This is a genomic window from Pseudoalteromonas sp. GCY, from assembly GCF_016695175.1.
Lineage (GTDB): Bacteria > Pseudomonadota > Gammaproteobacteria > Enterobacterales > Alteromonadaceae > Pseudoalteromonas.
The window spans coordinates 576,923-596,090 of sequence record NZ_CP068022.1; the positions used below are offsets into that span (position 1 = coordinate 576,923).

A 19,168-nucleotide genomic window follows, 5' to 3' on the forward strand; every position below is an offset into this window, starting at 1 on the left:
AAGTGAAGAAATAAGAACAAAATTTGCCAACTTTAGTTTTTAGAAAGATCAGGTTAACTATTAATTTTTATAAATTTCCTCTTTATTTTTTATTATTGGCTGCTTTCAGGCTGGAACCCCTGAAAGCAACTTCATGACTTTACTCTATCGAATCCAAAGCGGATAGCAAAACCCGACTTATTATAGTGCTATTTGGCTCGTCAACAATATCCACATGATCACAGTCAACAGCCACTTCCATAGCATTTATCCAAGCTTGCCAGTGGGCCAAATTACGCAAATGCTTTGGGTTTTTGGTCGCATAAAAATTGTCGCATCGTGTAACACCGCAAAGCACCTCCCCTTCAAATGGCGAGTTAAGGAAATCTAGCCCAAATGCAATACCTATTTCTAGCAGTTCAGATTGAGCAAATTCATTATTACCCTGACGAGCCTTGCCTCTTACTAAGTCGAGCAATGAAGACTCATCATGTATTGGAACAAGCTCCTCAGCACTAAGGTTCAAATCAAATGCCGTCTGAATTTTCTCGACTGCACTTGCAATATCTTCTGGCAGCTTATGTGCTTGTGGAGCATAGGAGTCCAGCATACCCAAATAATCGACTTGCTCACCACGGCGCAATAAACACAAAGCCATTAAATAAGCGAGTCCTCCACCTCCAGACCACCCTAATAACGCATATGGTCCCTGCGGCTGCACAAGCTGAATATGCTCAACATAATGTTCAGCCAACTCCTTCATTGTGTTAAATCTAAAAGATATTTCAGCTAAATAAGGTGCCTGTATACCAATTAATGTCAATCTTCCGTCCAGGTCGTTGGCTAAATACTTATAGTTATCCACTCCCCCCCCAAATGGGTGAATAGCGAATAGCACTCGATTTCCTTCCTGATTAAGCCGAACCGCGTAAGGAGATGTTTCCGTTCTTGCAGCGCCATCTCCGATTATTCGAATTGCAAGTTCTGCAATATCCTGAGTTTCAAGCACATCCTTTACTTCGATCTTGTAACCTTGCTCAGTCAGCCTTTTAACGACTTTAAATACCAATAAAGAATGGCCACCTAACTCAAAAAAATTGTGATTTTTGTAAAATGTTCTCTCTGATAACTGCAGAACTGCCTGCCACGCCTGAGCAATATCTTTCTCAGTTTGAGTAGTTAAGGGCTCTGCACTCTGAAGTTCCACATTTTTATTAATTGCTTCGCAGGCCAACATAAGTTGTTTCTTGTCAATCTTACCGTTGATGTTAAGCGGCCACTGCTGAGTTACATAAATTGCTGATGGAATCATATATTTGGGCAGTTTTTGGCGTAATTCGTTCAATATGCCATTTGTATCCGATTGCGAGATACTGTCGCTACGGACCGATGCAAATATCTTTGGCTGCTCTCCTTGAGACACAAAAACTTGTGCCTGGCATACTGAAGCACACTCCAATAGACAACGCTCAATTTCCCGCAGCTCGATTCGCTGACCACGGATCTTTATCTGATCGTCCTTACGTCCGATGTACCTCAATAGCCCACGTTCATCTTGATGAACCAAATCGCCGCTTCGGTAGTAGCGTACACCTTCCATTTCCACAAAGCTTTGTGCCGTGAGCTCGGCATTATTTAAGTATCCATCAGTCACACCATCTCCACTGATATACAACTCTCCAACGACACCCACAGGAACTAACTTCGCATGTTTATCTCTTACGCTGAGATGAGTACCAGGTAGAGCGTCTCCTATACAAGCAGGTAATATCTCATCACCAGGCTCAATTACATATATACTCGCAAACACCGTTGTTTCTGTGGGCCCATATATTTCCAAGATTCTCGCAGCAGGAAAACGGTCGCGTAAATTTCGCAGCAATTGTACAGGTACTTTATCTCCACCAGACATCACCGTTTTTAAACGCGGGTAACCAGATTTGCAACCCTCAAGCACTTCAAGAATGGCACTCATTAAACTAGGTACAGCGTGAAATATGGTAGCATCCGACGTTTGTTCAATGAGTAGCTCAGGCTGTGTCAGGGCTGCTAAGTCAACCATCCTGACCTCTGCACCAGCAACAAGGGATGCCAGCACTTCAAATACCGAAATATCAAAAGTGGCACTAACAATCGCAGGAACAATATCGCTATCCCCCATGCACACTCTCTGATTAACATTAAATACAAATTTCGTAAGTTGCTGATGAGCAACGGCAACCCCTTTGGGCTTGCCAGTTGAACCAGATGTGTACATTACATAGGCAAGCTCCCGACCACTCACCTTTCTGAAGACAATGTCAGAGTGAGGAGCAATATCAGTACAATCAATTATCTTCACGCTCTCCAGCCAACAACTGTCGGCCTGGTTGACTACAATTCGTTGAATACCGGCATTCTCTATAATGGCTTCAATACGATGCTTCGGGTGAGTCACATCAATTGGTACATACACTGCACCAATCGCCATAATTGCTAGTTGAGCAGCAACCAGATCAAATCCGGGCGCAATCATCACCGCAACTCGTTCTGAGACTTGCACACCTTCATCTAGCATTGAGTGTGCAATACCGTTAACCGCCCCTAACAGCTGGGAATAACTCCACCGCTTTCCTTGGTGACTAACTGCGGTATGTGATGGATGCTTTTGCGCAGACTTAAGGAAATGATAGTAATAGTTTTCTTCATCCAGTGTCGCAACGGCTGAAGGCTTAGATAAGATAGACATAGATGCATTGCCATCTACAGGCAGAGCTGCAAAAGTTCCAATCGCTTCATCGGGCAGTTCAACAACACAGCGTAACAAATGACAGAAGCTATCAATAATGCGGGTCATGAAAACAGTATTAAATAACTCCGTATTATATTTAAAGCTCAGAGTGATTTCACCGTGAGACTCATGACCAACCAATTCAATATCAAACTTTGCCGTATCGTCTACTTGCTCATAGTTGCTGATAGCGAGGCTTTCTTGTTTCAGCATCTCTTCTTCGGCATCTTCTATCTTTAACATGAACTGAAACAATGGAGATGTGGACGCTCCACGATCTGGGCAAAATTTATCAACAAGCAGATCGAAGGGAATATCAGAGTTGGCGTGAGCAGACATATTTACCTGACGTACGTCATTAATAAACTTTCTCATCGTCAGCGTTTCATCAACCTGCACTCTGAGCACCAATGCATTAATGAAATAGCCAACTGTATTCTCTAGTTTCTTATAGCTGCGATTCGCTATGGGTGTACCCACAGAGATATCTTGCATGCCAGAAAAGCGACTTAAAGTCACAGAAAACACAGCGTGCAGTAGCATGAATAATGTAGCCGAACATTCAGTAGCCAGGTGCTTAGATTGCGCGGATAACTCTGCGCTCAGGCTCCGAACTATACAATTCGATGAGATGTCTCCAAGCCCGCCCTTTATGCACTTAACAGGCAAAGAGTGATACTGTGGCGCCCCAGCCAGCTGTCGCTCCCAATATTGTAATTGCCGCTCTAGAAAAGGGCCTTTTAGGTGCTTTTGTTGCCAACAGGCGTAATCAATATACTGCAGAGGTAACTCTGGAAGCTGGATGGGCTTGCCCTCAGAAAGAGCCTGATAAACTTCAGAGAACTCTGCTATCAACAACTTCATAGACCATCCATCAGTCGCTATATGATGGATGTTATACAACAATACCCCTACATTATCAGATAACCTCAAAAACTGTGCCCGAAACATAAGGTCTTCAGCCAAGTTAAACGGTTTCATAAAGTCTTGATATTGATACTGATAAACTAGCTCTGATTGATTCTTTTCAGCTGATATATCATGTACAGGCATCGAAAAATTGAACGCTTCCAGCACGAATTGCATACCGCCTTGATCCGTTTGGCGATAAACAGTTCTAAGTACCTCGTGGCGATTAAGCAAATAGGTAAATGCCTGCTCTGCTATCTCAGGTCTAAAATGGCCTTCTACTTTTATCGAGCCAGGACAGTTGTAAGTTACGCTTTCTGTGTCCAGCGTCTGAATAAACAGCATACTTCTTTGATTGTAAGACAGTGGATAACAAGGTTCCGTACGCGCAATGGCACACAACTTCTCACCATCCAACTGCTTGTTCTGCTTTGCATCTTCAATCGCAGTTAAAAAGGCGATAACCTCAGCCTTACGCGATTGAATATCCGCTTTTAACTGCTCAGGAAACAGTGCTCCGATGAGCTTAAAACCCAGCTTTCCTTCTCTGACAAACAGGTGTACTCCCTGCTCCTTCGCATTTAGAATTAACTCACTAACACTCATAACCATCCATCCTCACCGTCCGTAGCACAATCAACCTCCTCACCAATCACAGAGGCAATAAAGCCCGCGAGGTCGGCAATACTATCGAGCTCAATCATATTATGTAGCTTTAGACCACACCTATACTGCTCGTTGAGCCTTGTCACAACTTGCATGGCTAGCAATGAGTTGCCGCCGATTTCAATAAAGTTATCCCGTAACCCTACCCTATTGAGTCCAAGCGTCTGCTCTACCACATTCACGACACTACATTCCATTTCTGAAACTGGCGCAACATACTGTTCGCTGGAGCTTTCCCAGACCACGTCAGGTAACGCTGAAAAGTCCAGCTTACCGTTGATGGTCATAGGTAGCGCTGTTAAAGCAATAAATCGTGCCGGGATCATCGACTCCGGAAGCATGCTTCGTAATTTACGACGCAATGTTGCAGATAAGCGCTTTTGCTCTGTTACAGGGACTATATAAGCAATCAGCCGAGTCTCGTTGGTCGCGTCTTTTTGTCCGGTCACTACAGCATGTAAAACTTCTGAACAACTTTCTAGTGCTCGCTCTACCTCCGCCGTTTCTATTCGCACTCCTAATATTTTCACCTGATAATCCATGCGCCCCAGAATTTGCAAACTACCTGCACACTCCGACAAACGCTGAGCAATGTCTCCGGTTTTGTACCAACGGCGATTGTCTGAGTCTCGATGTATCACACGAACATTTTCTGATTCGCACGTATAACCTCTCATGACTTGCTCACCAGATACCCACAGCTCACCCGCTACACCATCCACCAGGGTTTCTCCCGATGCGCCCTTAATGGCAATTTGGGTACCAGCATAAACTCGCCCTACAGCCACATACTCTCCAATAGGTTGATAATCCTCCGAGACACAAAATAAGCTCACACCGAGCGTTTCTGTCTGACCATACAAATTGTATATTTGAGTACTCTGGGGTTTGTTTAAACGAAGTGCTTCAAGCAATTGCGCCGTAAATAACCCGCCTGACAGTATTATTTTGGTAAGGCAACTGTCTGACAGGTTATGCCGCTTACTTGCCAGCATACTTCGCCAGACAGAAGCAACCGTATCGACAACCGTCACTTTTCTGCCATGGATCAAGCCCAGTAATATCTGTGTGTCCTGAACTTGGAAAGGTGTAGCCACAACCAGGGTCGCCCCCTGCACAAGTGGTAGCCACCATTGGCGAATCGCAGATGAAAAGCCAAAAGACGCGCTATGTAAGTATCTCTCTGTTTCTTTAAGCTCAATTTGGCGCACCAGCTCAGACAGGTAATAGTCGAGACTCCCATAGCTACATTTCACCCCTTTTGGGGTGCCTGTAGAGCCAGAAGTAAACATGATGTAAGCCAGATCTTGCTCACTAATTTGCACCTCAGGGGTAGAAACAGACCAGGAGGCTGCAACCCATTGATCTAGTCTTATCCACCTAGCACATTGAGTGGTTGATTTGCCACCTTGCGCATCTGCTGTAAGTAAAAATGGCTGGTCTAGCTGTGCCATAATAAGAGCGAGACGCGACTGTGGTTGCTCTGTATCCAGCACAACAAACGCAGCGCCACATTTGACGATCGCCAACAACGACACAAACAGCATGGGGCATTTAACCAGGCTGACTGCAACAACTTGCCCACTTTCCACTCCCTGTGATATCAGGTAATGTGCTAGTTGATTTGCTTGTGTATCTAACGTTTCATAACTCATGCTCACGTTTGTATCCAGGATCGCAACATGCGATCCTCTGGTTATGACTTGGTCGGCAAACTGCTTGAGAAATTTTGGAGTACCAGCCATCATAACCACTCTTCCTCCCCTTCCAGTACCGAAACAGGCTCTTCGAGCGAAGCCGAAACCTCAAGGAACTGGCAAAAATCAACCAACACAGGGTATTGAAAAATATGCTGTATCGTTAATCGCATATTTGCGTAACTATTTATCTCTCCTAACAATTGAATTGCCAACATAGAATGGCCACCCAGTTCAAAGAAGTTGTCATAGCGGCTGATTTTATCCTGAGTAATGTCTAAAAGTTGTGACCATAGGGCACTTACCCTCTGTTCAATTTCCCCCTCCGGCGCGATGTATTCTTTGGCAGCTTCTTTCGGTGCCAGTACCGATAACTGTTCAAAATCCACCTTGCCCGAGATATTCTTGGGGATCACACCCAGTTTGAAAAAGACATTAGGGATTAAGTAAACTGGTAGCGATTCGAAGAGTGCTTGTCTGATCTGAAAGCTGTCAGTACCAGAAGCGGAAACGTAGGCTGCAACCAACTGCTTTTCACCATTTTTTAAATCCGACAAAAATGCAACAGCCTGATCGATCCCCGGTACACTCAGCATTGCAGATTCGACCTCGCCCAGTTCAATTCTGAAGCCATTAAACTTGATCTGTTGATCTTGCCTTCCGCAGTAATCCAGCTCACCATTTTCCAGTATGCGAGCTAAGTCACCAGATTTATACATGCGGTCATAGCCCAATTGACGCATTTGCTCACTGGCATAAGGGTTTTCTATGAATACGCTACGGGTGCGGTCGTTATTCCAGTACTCTTTAGCCAGCCTGGCTCCGGCAACAAAGATCTCACCAACAGCCCCGCGTGGGACAGGTTGGAGCTGCTCGTCCAGCAGGTAGATAACCTGATCTGCTAATGCGACTCCGATATTTGAGCGGCCAATACTGGACGGGCGCAGATGTTTGAATGTGCTGTGCACCGTGGTTTCGGTAATACCATACATGTTAATAAGGGTAGGCTTATCTTCACTGAACGTATTCCACCACTTACGCAAACTATGTGTCTGAGTGGCTTCACCACATAACACTATATAGTTCAGAGTTTCCGGCAAACGGTTGTAGGTGAGCATGTAATCAGATACAAGTCGGAATAAGCTGACAGTCAAGCACCAGTTAGTAACCTTGTATCGTGTACTAAAGTCTAAGAATGCCTGTGGATCTCGTACCTGCTCGAATGTCGGAATAGCAAGTGTCGCACCATTGAGTAACGCACCAAAAATTTCCCATACACTTGCGTCAAAGGCATAAGATGCCGTCATACTCCATACATCCGACGGGTCGAATTGGAATTGTTGACGCGTAGCGGAGATCAAACTACTAACACAATTGTGTGACTGTACAACGCCCTTTGGTTTGCCAGTCGACCCCGATGTATAAATGATATACGCGCTACTATCTGGCGTAACGTCATGAACAACCCGGCTTTGTGGCTCGCTGGATTCAGCAAGCAACGTTTCAATTTCTACGCAAACTGCGTTTTCGAAATTCGCTGAGTGTGCTCTATCCGTCACTATCACTTCAGCACCGCTATTGTGCAGTAAATATTGTACTCGTTGAGCAGGAGCGTTGGTATCTACAGGCACATAAATTGCGCCCGCTTTTAAGATCCCCAAGATACCGACTATCAACTCCACACCACGTGACATAGAAATGATAACCCGACTACCAGGTTTGATCCCTCTGGCGGCAATACCCATCGCAACAATGTCACTCTGCTCATCCAGTTCGCGGTAGGTAATCGCAGAGTTATCATCACACACCGCTGTTTTATTGGGCGTTTTAACACTCCAGGAAGATACCTGTTGATGAATCGTCATACCTGTACGGTGAGGTACAAACCTGTTGTTCGCTCCAACAGTCAGCTGCCTGTATTCTTCTTGATTTACCAGGTTTAACTCCCCCAAACTGCACTCGCTGTTTTTTGCAATGGATGCTAATAACTCACCCCAGCTCTGAGCAAGGTATTCAATCGTTTCGGGTTTAAACAGGTCAGTATTGAACTCCAGAGCCAGCATCAGATCAGAGTGATTGGTGTCAACATTAAAAGTCAGGTCAAACTTTGCGGTAGGCACCATATCATCAAGTCTAGATAGCTTAATGTTCTGCTGTTCTCTGTCAGGTAACGATTGGCTGTTGAGATTCAAAGCAATTTGGAACAGGGGAGAAACCGAAGCATCTCGCGCAGGATTGAGCTTTTCAACTAAGTACTCAAACGGTACATCCGCATTTTTCTGAGCTTCACTGTTTACTTGTTTCACACTCTTCAGAAAATCGCAAAATGACTGAGTCCAATCAACTTTCGTGCGTAGAACTACTTCATTAACAAAGAAACCGATCAAAGGTTCTAGCTGTTTATTATCCCGGTTGGCAAATGATGTTCCGACAACAATATCCGTTTGCTTTGAGTATTTTGCTAATAAAATGCTCAGCGCTGCGTGCATGATCATAAACAGGCTTGAATCGGTTTTTTGCGCCAGCTTATACAGTGAATCCGTTACGGGCCTATCTAAAACAAAGCCAGTATAACCACCAGAAAAAGTCTGCTCTGTTGGTCTCTTATAATCCAGAGGCATACTATGACTTGCGGGGATCCCATCGAGCTGGACACGCCAATAATCAAGCTGTTCATCAAAGTTATTTGTGGTTTTTTCCGCCCGTAACCATGTTGCATAGTCTACATATTGAATTCCCATCTCAGGTAGCTCAGGAGCGTCACCATTGGATAACGTTTTATATAGTGACATGAACTCTTTCAGCAATTGAGTTGTTGACCATCCATCAGTGATTATGTGATGTAAGTTCATTACCAGCACTGCGCTTGTATGGTTAAGGTGTATAAGCTTCACCCTGATAGGTAGCTCTTCACTGAGATTAAAGGTGTGTTCAATGGTTTCATTGATCAATCTACGCAATGCTTTGTCGCTAAGAGCTTCCTCGTCACTCGGCCAGACGTGTTCAACTGAAAATTTTGTCGGTGGTTGAATAACTTGCCTCGGCCCTTCAGGGGTATTGTGGAAAGTCATACGTAGGATCTCATGACGCTCAAAAAGGATCTGAAATGCCTGATCAAACACGGCTTTGTCCAACTGACCATCAACGCGTGATACCACCGGAATATTGTAGTGAATGCCACCTTGCCCTGACTCTTCGATAAACCAGAGCCTCTGCTGAGCATAAGACAAAGGAAATTCGTTCAGCTCTCGCGAGCAAACAGGAATAGACTCGCCACCCGCTTCAGCTTTGTCAATGACCTCGGCCAATGTGGCCAGTGAATCGCTCTCAAATATATCCTGCACCGTGATCCGCTTACCTAAGGCTTCTTCAATCCGGTTAACCATTTGAATCGACAGTAATGAATGGCCCCCTAAATCAAAAAAGCGTGCGTTTCTGCCAAGCAGTGATTCAGACAGATTGAGCAACTCAGACCAAATAGTCACCAGCGCGTTTTCGGTATCACCCTGCGCCGCTTGATATTCTGCAACCCTGTCAGTCGCTTGGGGCAATGGTAAAGCTCTGAAGTCTATTTTGCCGTGGTGGGTTTTAGGCAACACAGACAGTTTAATAAATACGCTTGGCAGCATATGTGCTGACAGCTTAGCTTTTAGATCATTTCGAAGCACGCTTGCCAAGATTGACTGACTGATATCGCAATCATTTGCAACAACATATGCGACCAGCTCTTTACCAAGATCCGGCGTCTCCTGAATTATCGTGACAGCGGCAGAAACAGCAAGGTGATCAATAAGGACATTGTTAATTTCATTTAACTCAATGCGCACACCTCGGATTTTGACTTGTGAATCTTTTCGATAGTCAAATCGCAGCGCATGCTGTTTATGCTTATCGTAATGTACGTAGTCACCGCTACGGTACATACGTCCATAGGGCGTATCAACAAACATCTGAGACGTTAGTTCTTGATTATTAAGATACCCTGAAGCTAATCCCGCGCCTCCGATGTACAACTCTCCAGTACATCCTAGGGGCATTAATTCACCATACTCATCCATCACCGCTGTAATGACATTATCAATGGCATGACCGATAGCTGGCGTCTGGCGTGACCCTTTTATAACGTCACAAGAGGTAGTCACAACCGCAGCTTCTGTTGGACCATAATGGTTCACAACACTAAACTGACATTGCTGTGGTATGAAGCTTTTTGTCAGCGCTTCACCACCCACAAAAACATATCTCAGGCTCGTGCTGTTAAACAGCCCCTTTTCAGCAATTGCTTCATATAATGCGGTGGGTAGGAAGCTATGGGTAATCTGGTACTCGCTCAGATAATCGAGGAATAACCCTTCACTCACCCGCAAAACGTCACTGACACAATGCAATTGAGCACCAGAACACAAGTTTGGCCATAATTCCCAAACGGCTGCATCAAAACCAATACTCGCGAGCATAGTTGCATGACAAGTGCTGTCTAAGTCGTAACGCTGCTTATGCCAACTAACAAGATTAGCTAAACCACGATGTGTATTTATGACTCCTTTTGGCTTGCCCGTGGAACCGGATGTAAAAATAACATAGGCCGTATCCTCAGGTGCAATGTCTACTTCTGGCGCACTTTCTGAGGCACTTTCAAATACACTACCGTCAAAATCACAACTCACCGAAATTGCCAGAACACCATCCAGTTCTCCTTGTAGGTGTTCCTGAGTCAAAACCAGTTTAGGCTGTGCCTCTGCCAAAATGTGTTGTCTACGCTCTTCTGGATAATTAGGCTCAATTGACAGATACGCGGCACCAGACTTAAGTACGGCCAGTTTTGCCAGTGCCATCTCGCAGCTTCTTTCCATGAAGATAGCTATGTGCTCTCCCTTTGATACGCCTACACTACGCAGGAAGTTAGCGATTTGATTGGCTTTGCTATCCAATACCTGATAACTAAGCTCCTCACTTTCGTCGGATATTGCGACAGCTTCAGGAAACTGCTTCACTACTCGCGTAAACTGCTCGTGAACCAATTGTTCCGATACAACAGAGGCGCCATCACCCTGTATCAGGCACTCTATTTTCGATTTATCAACTTCACTCAGTATGGGCAAAGTTCGAATAGATTGTGAGAGCGACTCAGGTGTCAGAGCACACAATAAGGTTTCAAACCCTCTGGCTAATTGCTCAATGGTGTCTTGTGTAAATACGCCAGTGTTGTATTCCAAGGTGACAAACAAACCATCGGCACCTCGTGTGACACGGAAAGTAAGCTCATAGCTGGCCAGCTTATTTTCTTGTTCAACTGCAAAGGTATTCAAGCCCAAGCTACCTGCACGAGTATCGCTATTACTTTGCGTCATCTGTGAATTATTGAATTCCATTGCAAATGCAATTTGGAAGAATGGCGTTAATGTGGTGCTTCGCGAAGGATTGAGTTTCTCAACCAGTACGTCAAAAGGAACATGATGGTGAGATTGAGCAGCAAGGATCATTTCCCTGTTTTTCAGCAAGAATTCCAGGAAGCTTGGATTACCTGAACAATCACTTCGAAGGGCGAGGGTGTTAACAAAAAAGCCTACCAGTCCTGCCAGATTAGCGTTATCCCGATTGGCATGTGGCGAACCTATCACGACCTCATCACTATCACCATAACGGGCAATGAGCAGTGAAATCACGCTGTGAAGTACCATGTACAGACTTGCGCCATTTTCACTGGCAATTTTTTCCAGTGCATTCGTGACCTGCTCCGGTACGTGGAAGCTCACACCGGCTCCCTCTGCTGAAGTTGACTGACCTCGGGCAAAATCCAGCGGTATACTATGTTGTGCTGGTGCATCCTCCAATTGTTGGCGCCAATACTCCAGACTTTGTGACAGCCGGGTTTGCGTTAAATACTCCTTTTGCCACAGCGCGTAATCCCTGTAACAAACTGGTAAAGGTTCCAGCTGATAGGGCACACCCGTTATTGCAGCACTATAGCTTTGCTGAAACTCATTCATGAGCAACTGTAACGACCATCCATCAGCTGCTATATGATGGATCACGCAGTGTAGTACTCCACGACCCTCTTCAAGATGATAATAACTGACCCGCAGCATCAGGTCTTGATCAAGCTTAAATGCATGATTTAGTTCGGCTTCGATCTGCTCTCGCATCGTTTGTTCACGCCGGGTCGGCTCAACAGAGCGTAAATCAATGTAATCAATGTTAAATGTGGGTTTGTCTAGCAGCCGCTGGTAGAGCTCACCATCCTGCTCTACAAATACGGTCCGAACTGTATCATGACGCTCAATCAAATGAGTGAATATCTGGTTAGCCACAGCGAGTTCAAATGTCCCCTCTAACCCGACTACCTCGTTCAGGTTATATTTATTGCCGTCACTGTCTAACTTATGAGTAAACCATAGCCGTTGCTGAGCAAATGAGGCTGGTACCAGATTATTGCCGTCATAGTTCCTGACGGAAATTTCCAGGCTTTGTTTGTATTCCTGCTCCTTTAACCATGTCACCAACTCTTCTTTTACTGATTTTATCGTGGCAACTATGGTTGTATTCAGCGCATCGGTGTTACCTGAAAATTTAATATTTTCACCATCGCGCTGTATCGTCACATCATTATCGATACACCAATCGATTAGTTCCTCTAAAGTCATATGATTATATCCTTACTATTATAATTATTATTTGCTTGTTCAGCTTTTTTTAACTTGCTATATCGCTCCGTATCATCTTGGCTGCTCAGTTGACTTTCAATTACGGCACTCAACTGGCTTAATTGTGGTTTTTCAAATACATCTTTAATTGACAACTTAACACCAAAGACTTCCTCTATGTGTGTAATAAGCTGCATGATTAATATTGAATGTCCTCCCAATGAGAAAAAGTCAGTTTCTCGTGTTACGGGCCCTTTTATGCCTAATAACTCAGACAGCAAGCGTGCTAACTTGATTTCTACGTCTGTCTGAGGAGCCTCCCCCTCTGCCGAGGGCAAAGATTCCTGTTTAAGTAACAGCTCCTTATTTACCTTGCCATTAGGGGTCAGAGGGATCCGATCTACATACGTAAAGCGGGTTGGGATCATGTGTTCAGGCAACAGCGGCGAAAGATATTGACGCCACTGGGATTCCGATATCTCTGCTGCTGCGTGATAAAAAGCAGACAGGTAAGGCTCTTTGGTTTTGCTGAGTAGTACTTCTGTATGCTCCACGTCCTGATGGGTCATCATACTTGACTGTATATCTGTCAGTTCAATTCTGAACCCTCGAAGTTTAATTTGGTCGTCATTTCGACCTAAAAACAACAATTCACCATCATGACGATACCGAACCAGATCACCACTGAGGTAGCCCTTAACCTTCGTTGAGCCAACAGTCAGCTCGATAAATCGGCTTTCAGTTTCTTCGGGTCGTTCGAGATATCCCTGAGCAATACCATGCCCATAGATAAACAGCTCGCCAACAGCGCCATGTGCAACTGGGTTGTGCTGACTGTCTAAAACCAACACGCCAGCGTGCGCAACTGGTTGACCTATAGGGACATTACCAGAAACATCTTCTTTTTTCACGCGATATGCAGTACTCCAAACCGTTCCTTCGGTAGGCCCGTACTCATTATACAAACATCCAGTGTGGTTTTTAGAGAAATGCAATGATGCAATTGCTCCCGCCATGGCTTCACCTGCACAAATAACGTGTTCCGGAAGCAAGCTGTCTGTTTTGAGTAACGCTTCATAAAGCGACGGAATGGCCAACAAATGTGTGATAGCGTGGCCCCGGATCATCTGAGGCAACTGAGAAAGCAGAGGCACTTCACTTTGTTCGTTCAATACCAGCTTTCCACCACAACTCAAAGTAGACATAATGCCGGCAATACTGGAATCGAACGCAAATGAAGAAAGCATTGCAAAGTTGCATGGCTGCTTACCATAAAACTGTATGCGACTTTGATTTGAGTGGGTCAATTGCTGATGGCCTACCATGACCGCCTTGGGTTTGCCTGTTGAACCTGAGGTAAAGATCAAATAGGCCAATGCATCTTGCTCAGTATCTGGAAGTTGTGTAGCTGGGATAAGATCCAACTTATCGAGCTCAATTCTTGGGGTTTGCCCCGTGCCTAAAGCTATATCGCTTAGAGTGATCATGAACTGTGGTTTAGCTATCTCCAACATCTGGGCCAAACGCGCGGTCGGGTAGCTTAAGTCCAAAGGTACATAAACCCCACCGGCTTTAAATACTGCCAACATCGCAGTGATATAATCGACTCCTCGAGGTAAACCTACAGCAACATGAGCACCGACCGTTAGACCAGCTGCTATTAACTGTCCAGCCAGCAAGGTTGCCTGTTGCTCCAGCGCCTGATAACTCAAAGAATCTTGACCACATACAACCGCAGTGTCTGATGCGCTCAGCTTGGCAGTTTCGCTGATCTGCTCATCAATACGCGGTAACAAGCCGGGAGCCTTCAATTCAGACAAAGTGTGGTGCCCCGATGCAGCTTGATTGAGTGCCGTTAATGACAGTTCAGGGTTATCCATAACCACAGACAATTGCCTCATCATTGCCTCAAGCATACTTTGAACAGTTTCTACTCTGAATAGCGCACAATTGTAATCCAGCGTAAAGACCAAACCACGCTCATCTGATTCATCCACTTTCAAAGTAAGATCATATTGTATGCTCTGAGCCTCTGTACCCACAGGCACCAACAGTCCGTCTTCCTCACTACTGGTTCTTTGTTCAGACTCCATCGTGAACAACACTTGGAACAAAGGGGAGTAGGCTTGGCTTCTCACAGGGGAAAGAAGTTCAACTAGCATGTCGAACGGCATATGCTGGTGCTGTAATGCGCTTGTGTGAACCAGTCTAGTCTTGTGCAAAAACTCCCTGAAAGTACCTTTAACTGGAACATCCTGCCTTAATACAAGCATATTGACTAAGCACCCAATCACACCCTGGACTTCACGCATCGCCCGGTTCGCAACAGGTGTGCCAATAACAATATCCTGTTGCCCACTAAAATGACTGAGTGTATTAGTGAATACAGACATCAGGAGTGTAAATAAAGTCGTGTTTTCTCGTTTGGCGAGTGTGCTGAGCTTTGCTGCGTCTGCAACTGATAGCACCTGACTTACAGTGTTCGCGCTGAACGTCTGTGTAGCTGGTCTGACATAGTCGAGTGGCAAGCTGTGTAATTCCGGCAGCCCGTCCAATTGCTTGTTCCAATAATCCTGCAACGTCTCCAAATATGACCCCGACAAGGCCTGCTTCTGCCATGCACTGAAGTCACCATAGGTATGCGTTAGTTCCTGTAGCTTAGCGGATACCCCGCTCATGTGTGCTTCAAGTAGCACAGCAAACTCACGCATCAGAATATTCATAGACCAACCATCAGTTGCGATATGATGGAAGTTAAAGATCAGCTGTGTATTGTCATGTGTAAGCGCGCACACATGTACTTTGCAAGGAATATCCGAGTTCAGGTTAAACTTGCGTGCACCTTCTTCACTTAAAATGCGTTTAATTGTGGCTTGCTGCTCATTATGAGAGTAAGCAACCAAGTCATGGTACTGAAGCGGAGACGGCCATTCATTCAACACTTGTAAATACAGCCCATCCGGGTTAAGTAACACTGTACTACGCAGGCTTGGGTGACGTGCTAATAGGCCTTGTATAATGGCCTCTAACACGCTTTGTGTCAGAGGTTGTGTGCATTTGAACGTCGCTATCATGTTGTACTGAGTTGCTCCTTGCAGCATTTGATCTATAAAATAGATCCGCTGCTGAGCATAAGACAATGGCGCCAGCTGTCCTGCATCAAGCCGCTCAATTTTCGGCAACAGAGTCGTCTCAGATGCTTGGTCTATCAATTGTGCTTGCTCTGCCAGAATCGGCGAATCAAAAACCGCTTGTACTGATAGTGTCTTGCCAAACTCACGCTCAATATGATCCACTAGCCGAATAACCACTAAAGAATGCCCACCTAAGTCAAACAAGTTGCTTTCACCACCCAACTGGTCACCATCTAATTGCAATATAGACTGCCAGATATGAGCCAAAGTACGTTCAGTATGTGTACGCAAAGGCCTTTGTGGAATACTGTGTGAATTCAGTGTGATCTTAGGCAAGTCCTTACGTTCAACCCATCCAGAAACATTGGTTGGCAACTGAGGCAATATTGCCAGACCCGACGGGACCATATAACTCGGCACGCTCTGGCGCAGTTTTTCTAGAATTACTTTCTCGTTGAGTGTTGCCCCTTCCTCAAGGACGACATATGCAACCAACTGTGTCACACCTTTAGTATCTGCAGTCGCCACCACTAACGCATCTCGAACTGACTCAATTTCTAATAGGTGTTGCTTAATTTCAGCCAGTTCCACCCTGAAGCCGCGCACCTGGATTTGTTCATCTCGGCGGCCCACAAAGTGCAGCTGCCCATTGTGACGCCAACGTACCAGATCACCGGTTTGATAAACTCTTCCAGAGTGTTCAATATGATCAGGCATAAAACGCTCGTTACTGAGTTCTGGGCGATTATGATAGCCAAGCGCAACACCTTGACCTCCAATATATAGCTCTCCTATCACCCCTGGCGGCTGGAGCCGTTTGTTGGCATCCAACACATAAAGTTTCGTACCAGGTGTTGGCCCACCAATTGCTGGAGCCTGTGTCGCCTCTTGTTCCGACAGTTCAGCAATGCTTGATGTAATCGTCGTTTCTGTTGGTCCATAGGCATTCATTAGGCGGATCCGGCCAAACAAACCAAGCTGACGCCATAGCCCGGGAATATAGGCAGACATTGCATCTCCGCCCGTAACGACACTGCGTAAAGAGGTTGTTTCCCAGAATTGGGCGCGCTTTTGCACTTCCAGGCAAGTCAACAGCTCCAGGCAATAAGCCGGCGGCATATCCGTTGCTGTGATCCCGTGTTTACTCACATAATCGTAAAACTTTTCAACGGACCAAACAGGTCCATTGCGAAGATGTACTGTCGCACCTGCGAGCAAACCTGCAAGCAACTGTTCTAAGGAACCATCAACACTCATTGAGAAAAATGGCAAGACTTTGTCATCATGTGTGTAGCCATAGTAGTCTTTCATGCCTTGGCAGTGTGCAGCTAGACCACCATTAGACAGTACAACACCTTTTGGAGTGCCCGTTGTTCCTGACGTATAAATCATGTACGCAGTACTTTGCGGGTTGATGCTTCGTTGCGGCAAGACCGACACCGACGCACATAAAGGATCGTAACCCACTAACTGACTTGCAAGTCCATGTTGCTGCTCCATGGTACCGGGTCCAACTAACAAGAGTTCGACTTCAGCATCTTGGAGAATGAATTCAACGCGCGGTGCCGGAAATTCGGGGTCAATAGGCAGATAGATAGCATTGAGCTTAAGCGTTGCCAGTAACGCTATGACAGCTTCAATTCCATTGTGCATACAAGACGCAATCGCTTTCCCCGCTAAATTCAATGGCATTAATTGACTAACTAGTAAATCGACATTTCTCTGCAACTGTTCGAAGGTCACCGCTTGCTCATTCACTACCAATGCCTGAGATTTGGCATATTTCTGGTAAGCTAGCTCCATCAACGCCACGATATTGTCAGACTCATCGTACGGCGTCGCCCCATTACCCCAGTTTAATACTTGATTTTGCTGCTCCGGCGTCGTGATTGCGAACTCGCTCAATTTAGATTGGGGTGCGCTACATACCGACTCGATAAGGGCAACCAAACTATCAAGCAATGTATTTATTTGCGCTTCACTGAATAAATTAATATTGAATTCAAATTCAAGAAGTAACCGATTTTCATCTCGGGCAAAACCACACGTTAGTTCAAACTTAGCTCGATTTGCAGCAACCTGACGAGGCTGCCACTGCTGGGGCAGCGCTTCTGTCACTTCAGCAAAGGCATCAAAGCTATAAGCGATTTGACACAAAGGACTATAAGCCTGAGTTCGCTCAGGTTTAAGTGCTTCCACTAAGGCTTCAAAGGGTACCAACTGGCGTACCTGCATCTCATTAGAAGATGTCCTGACTTGTGCCAGTAAAGTTAAAAAAGAGTCCTGCCAGTCTAGTGTCTCTCTGGCGACTAATGTATTTACAAACAGACCTATAATGCTGTCACTACCTGGCAAGTCTCGATTGGCAACCGGGATTGCAAATACCACATCATTTTGGCCACTAATGCGCGCTTGCCAAAGCGTAAATATAGCTTGCATCAGCATGCTCATACTAACCTGATTCGTCACTGCGAGCTGTGTTAAGGCCTCGTGTAGTTGCACCGGAATTTGACGTCCCAAACTGTGACCTTCATCACTCAGCTTTGCAAGTCTTGGCAGATCTGTCGGAATGCTATGTAGTTTAGGAAGCCCCTCCAGCTTTTGCCGCCACCATGACAACTGCTCTTTTATTCCTTTTGAGCCAAGGTGTGTCTGTTGCCAGTGGCAATAATCCAGATAATTGACTTCTTCACTCAGGTTAACCGGCTTACCAGACAACAACTGCTCATAAACATATAAGAATTGCTTAAGTAGCAATGATTGAGACCAACCATCAGTAAGGAGGTGATGCAAAGTCAGCAATAATACATACTGCTGTGTATTTTGCTTTATCAGGGTTGCGCGGATCAGTAAATCATTTTGTAGATTGAACCCAGTGTTGGCTTCGTCATACTCCATTTGTGCAATTCGAGACTCATCGCTTTCACACAACCGGGTGAGCCTGAAGCCATGCTCAGCCCTCACCTGCTGCTGATACTCCCCACCAACACGCGCAAAATTAACCCTTAATGCCGCGTTATGTTCTATGAGTATTTGCATCGCCCGCTCAAGCGTATCAGCACAAATAACGCCGGACAGATTGATTGACATTGATACATTATACTGAGCGTTGTCCCCTAACTCTGCCATAATCAACATCCGTTGTTGTGCACTGGATACGGGATGCCATTGACGCGTCATATCGGCTTTTGGAAACTCAACCTGATCGCTACTTAGCACCTCAATTAGTTGTGACTTATGCGCCTTGATCTGGCTCGCAAGTTCAGCATCAATCGCCCCATGATGAGAACGTGTTTTAAGCTTTCCATTGTCCACAAAGGCCTGAACACCACGCTCAGCCAATTCAACAAGTAACTGCTCGACTACCAT

Annotated in this window: 4 protein-coding genes; all 4 read right to left on the reverse strand. The window is 45.4% G+C overall.

The window, feature by feature from the left end:
* Positions 1–139: 139 nt before the first annotated feature.
* The 4 genes from JJQ94_RS02265 to JJQ94_RS02280 are packed head-to-tail and all read right to left on the reverse strand — an operon-like array spanning position 140 to position 19,168.
* Complete coding sequence (locus JJQ94_RS02265; RefSeq protein WP_172439952.1) at positions 140–4,264, reverse strand: non-ribosomal peptide synthetase; 4,125 nt, start codon at positions 4,262–4,264, stop codon at positions 140–142.
* The gene (locus tag JJQ94_RS02270; RefSeq protein ID WP_099030822.1) at positions 4,261–6,072 is read right to left on the reverse strand and encodes a non-ribosomal peptide synthetase; all 1,812 of its coding nucleotides are present in this window, start codon (positions 6,070–6,072) and stop codon (positions 4,261–4,263) included. Before JJQ94_RS02270 ends, JJQ94_RS02265 begins: the two co-directional genes overlap by 4 nt.
* Positions 6,069–12,665: a non-ribosomal peptide synthetase gene (locus JJQ94_RS02275; RefSeq protein WP_099030821.1), complete on the reverse strand. Its 6,597-nt coding sequence runs from the start codon at positions 12,663–12,665 to the stop codon at positions 6,069–6,071. The genes JJQ94_RS02270 and JJQ94_RS02275 overlap by 4 nt, the downstream gene beginning before the upstream one ends.
* Complete coding sequence (locus tag JJQ94_RS02280; RefSeq protein ID WP_099030820.1) at positions 12,662–19,168, reverse strand: non-ribosomal peptide synthetase; 6,507 nt, start codon at positions 19,166–19,168, stop codon at positions 12,662–12,664. The genes JJQ94_RS02275 and JJQ94_RS02280 overlap by 4 nt, the downstream gene beginning before the upstream one ends.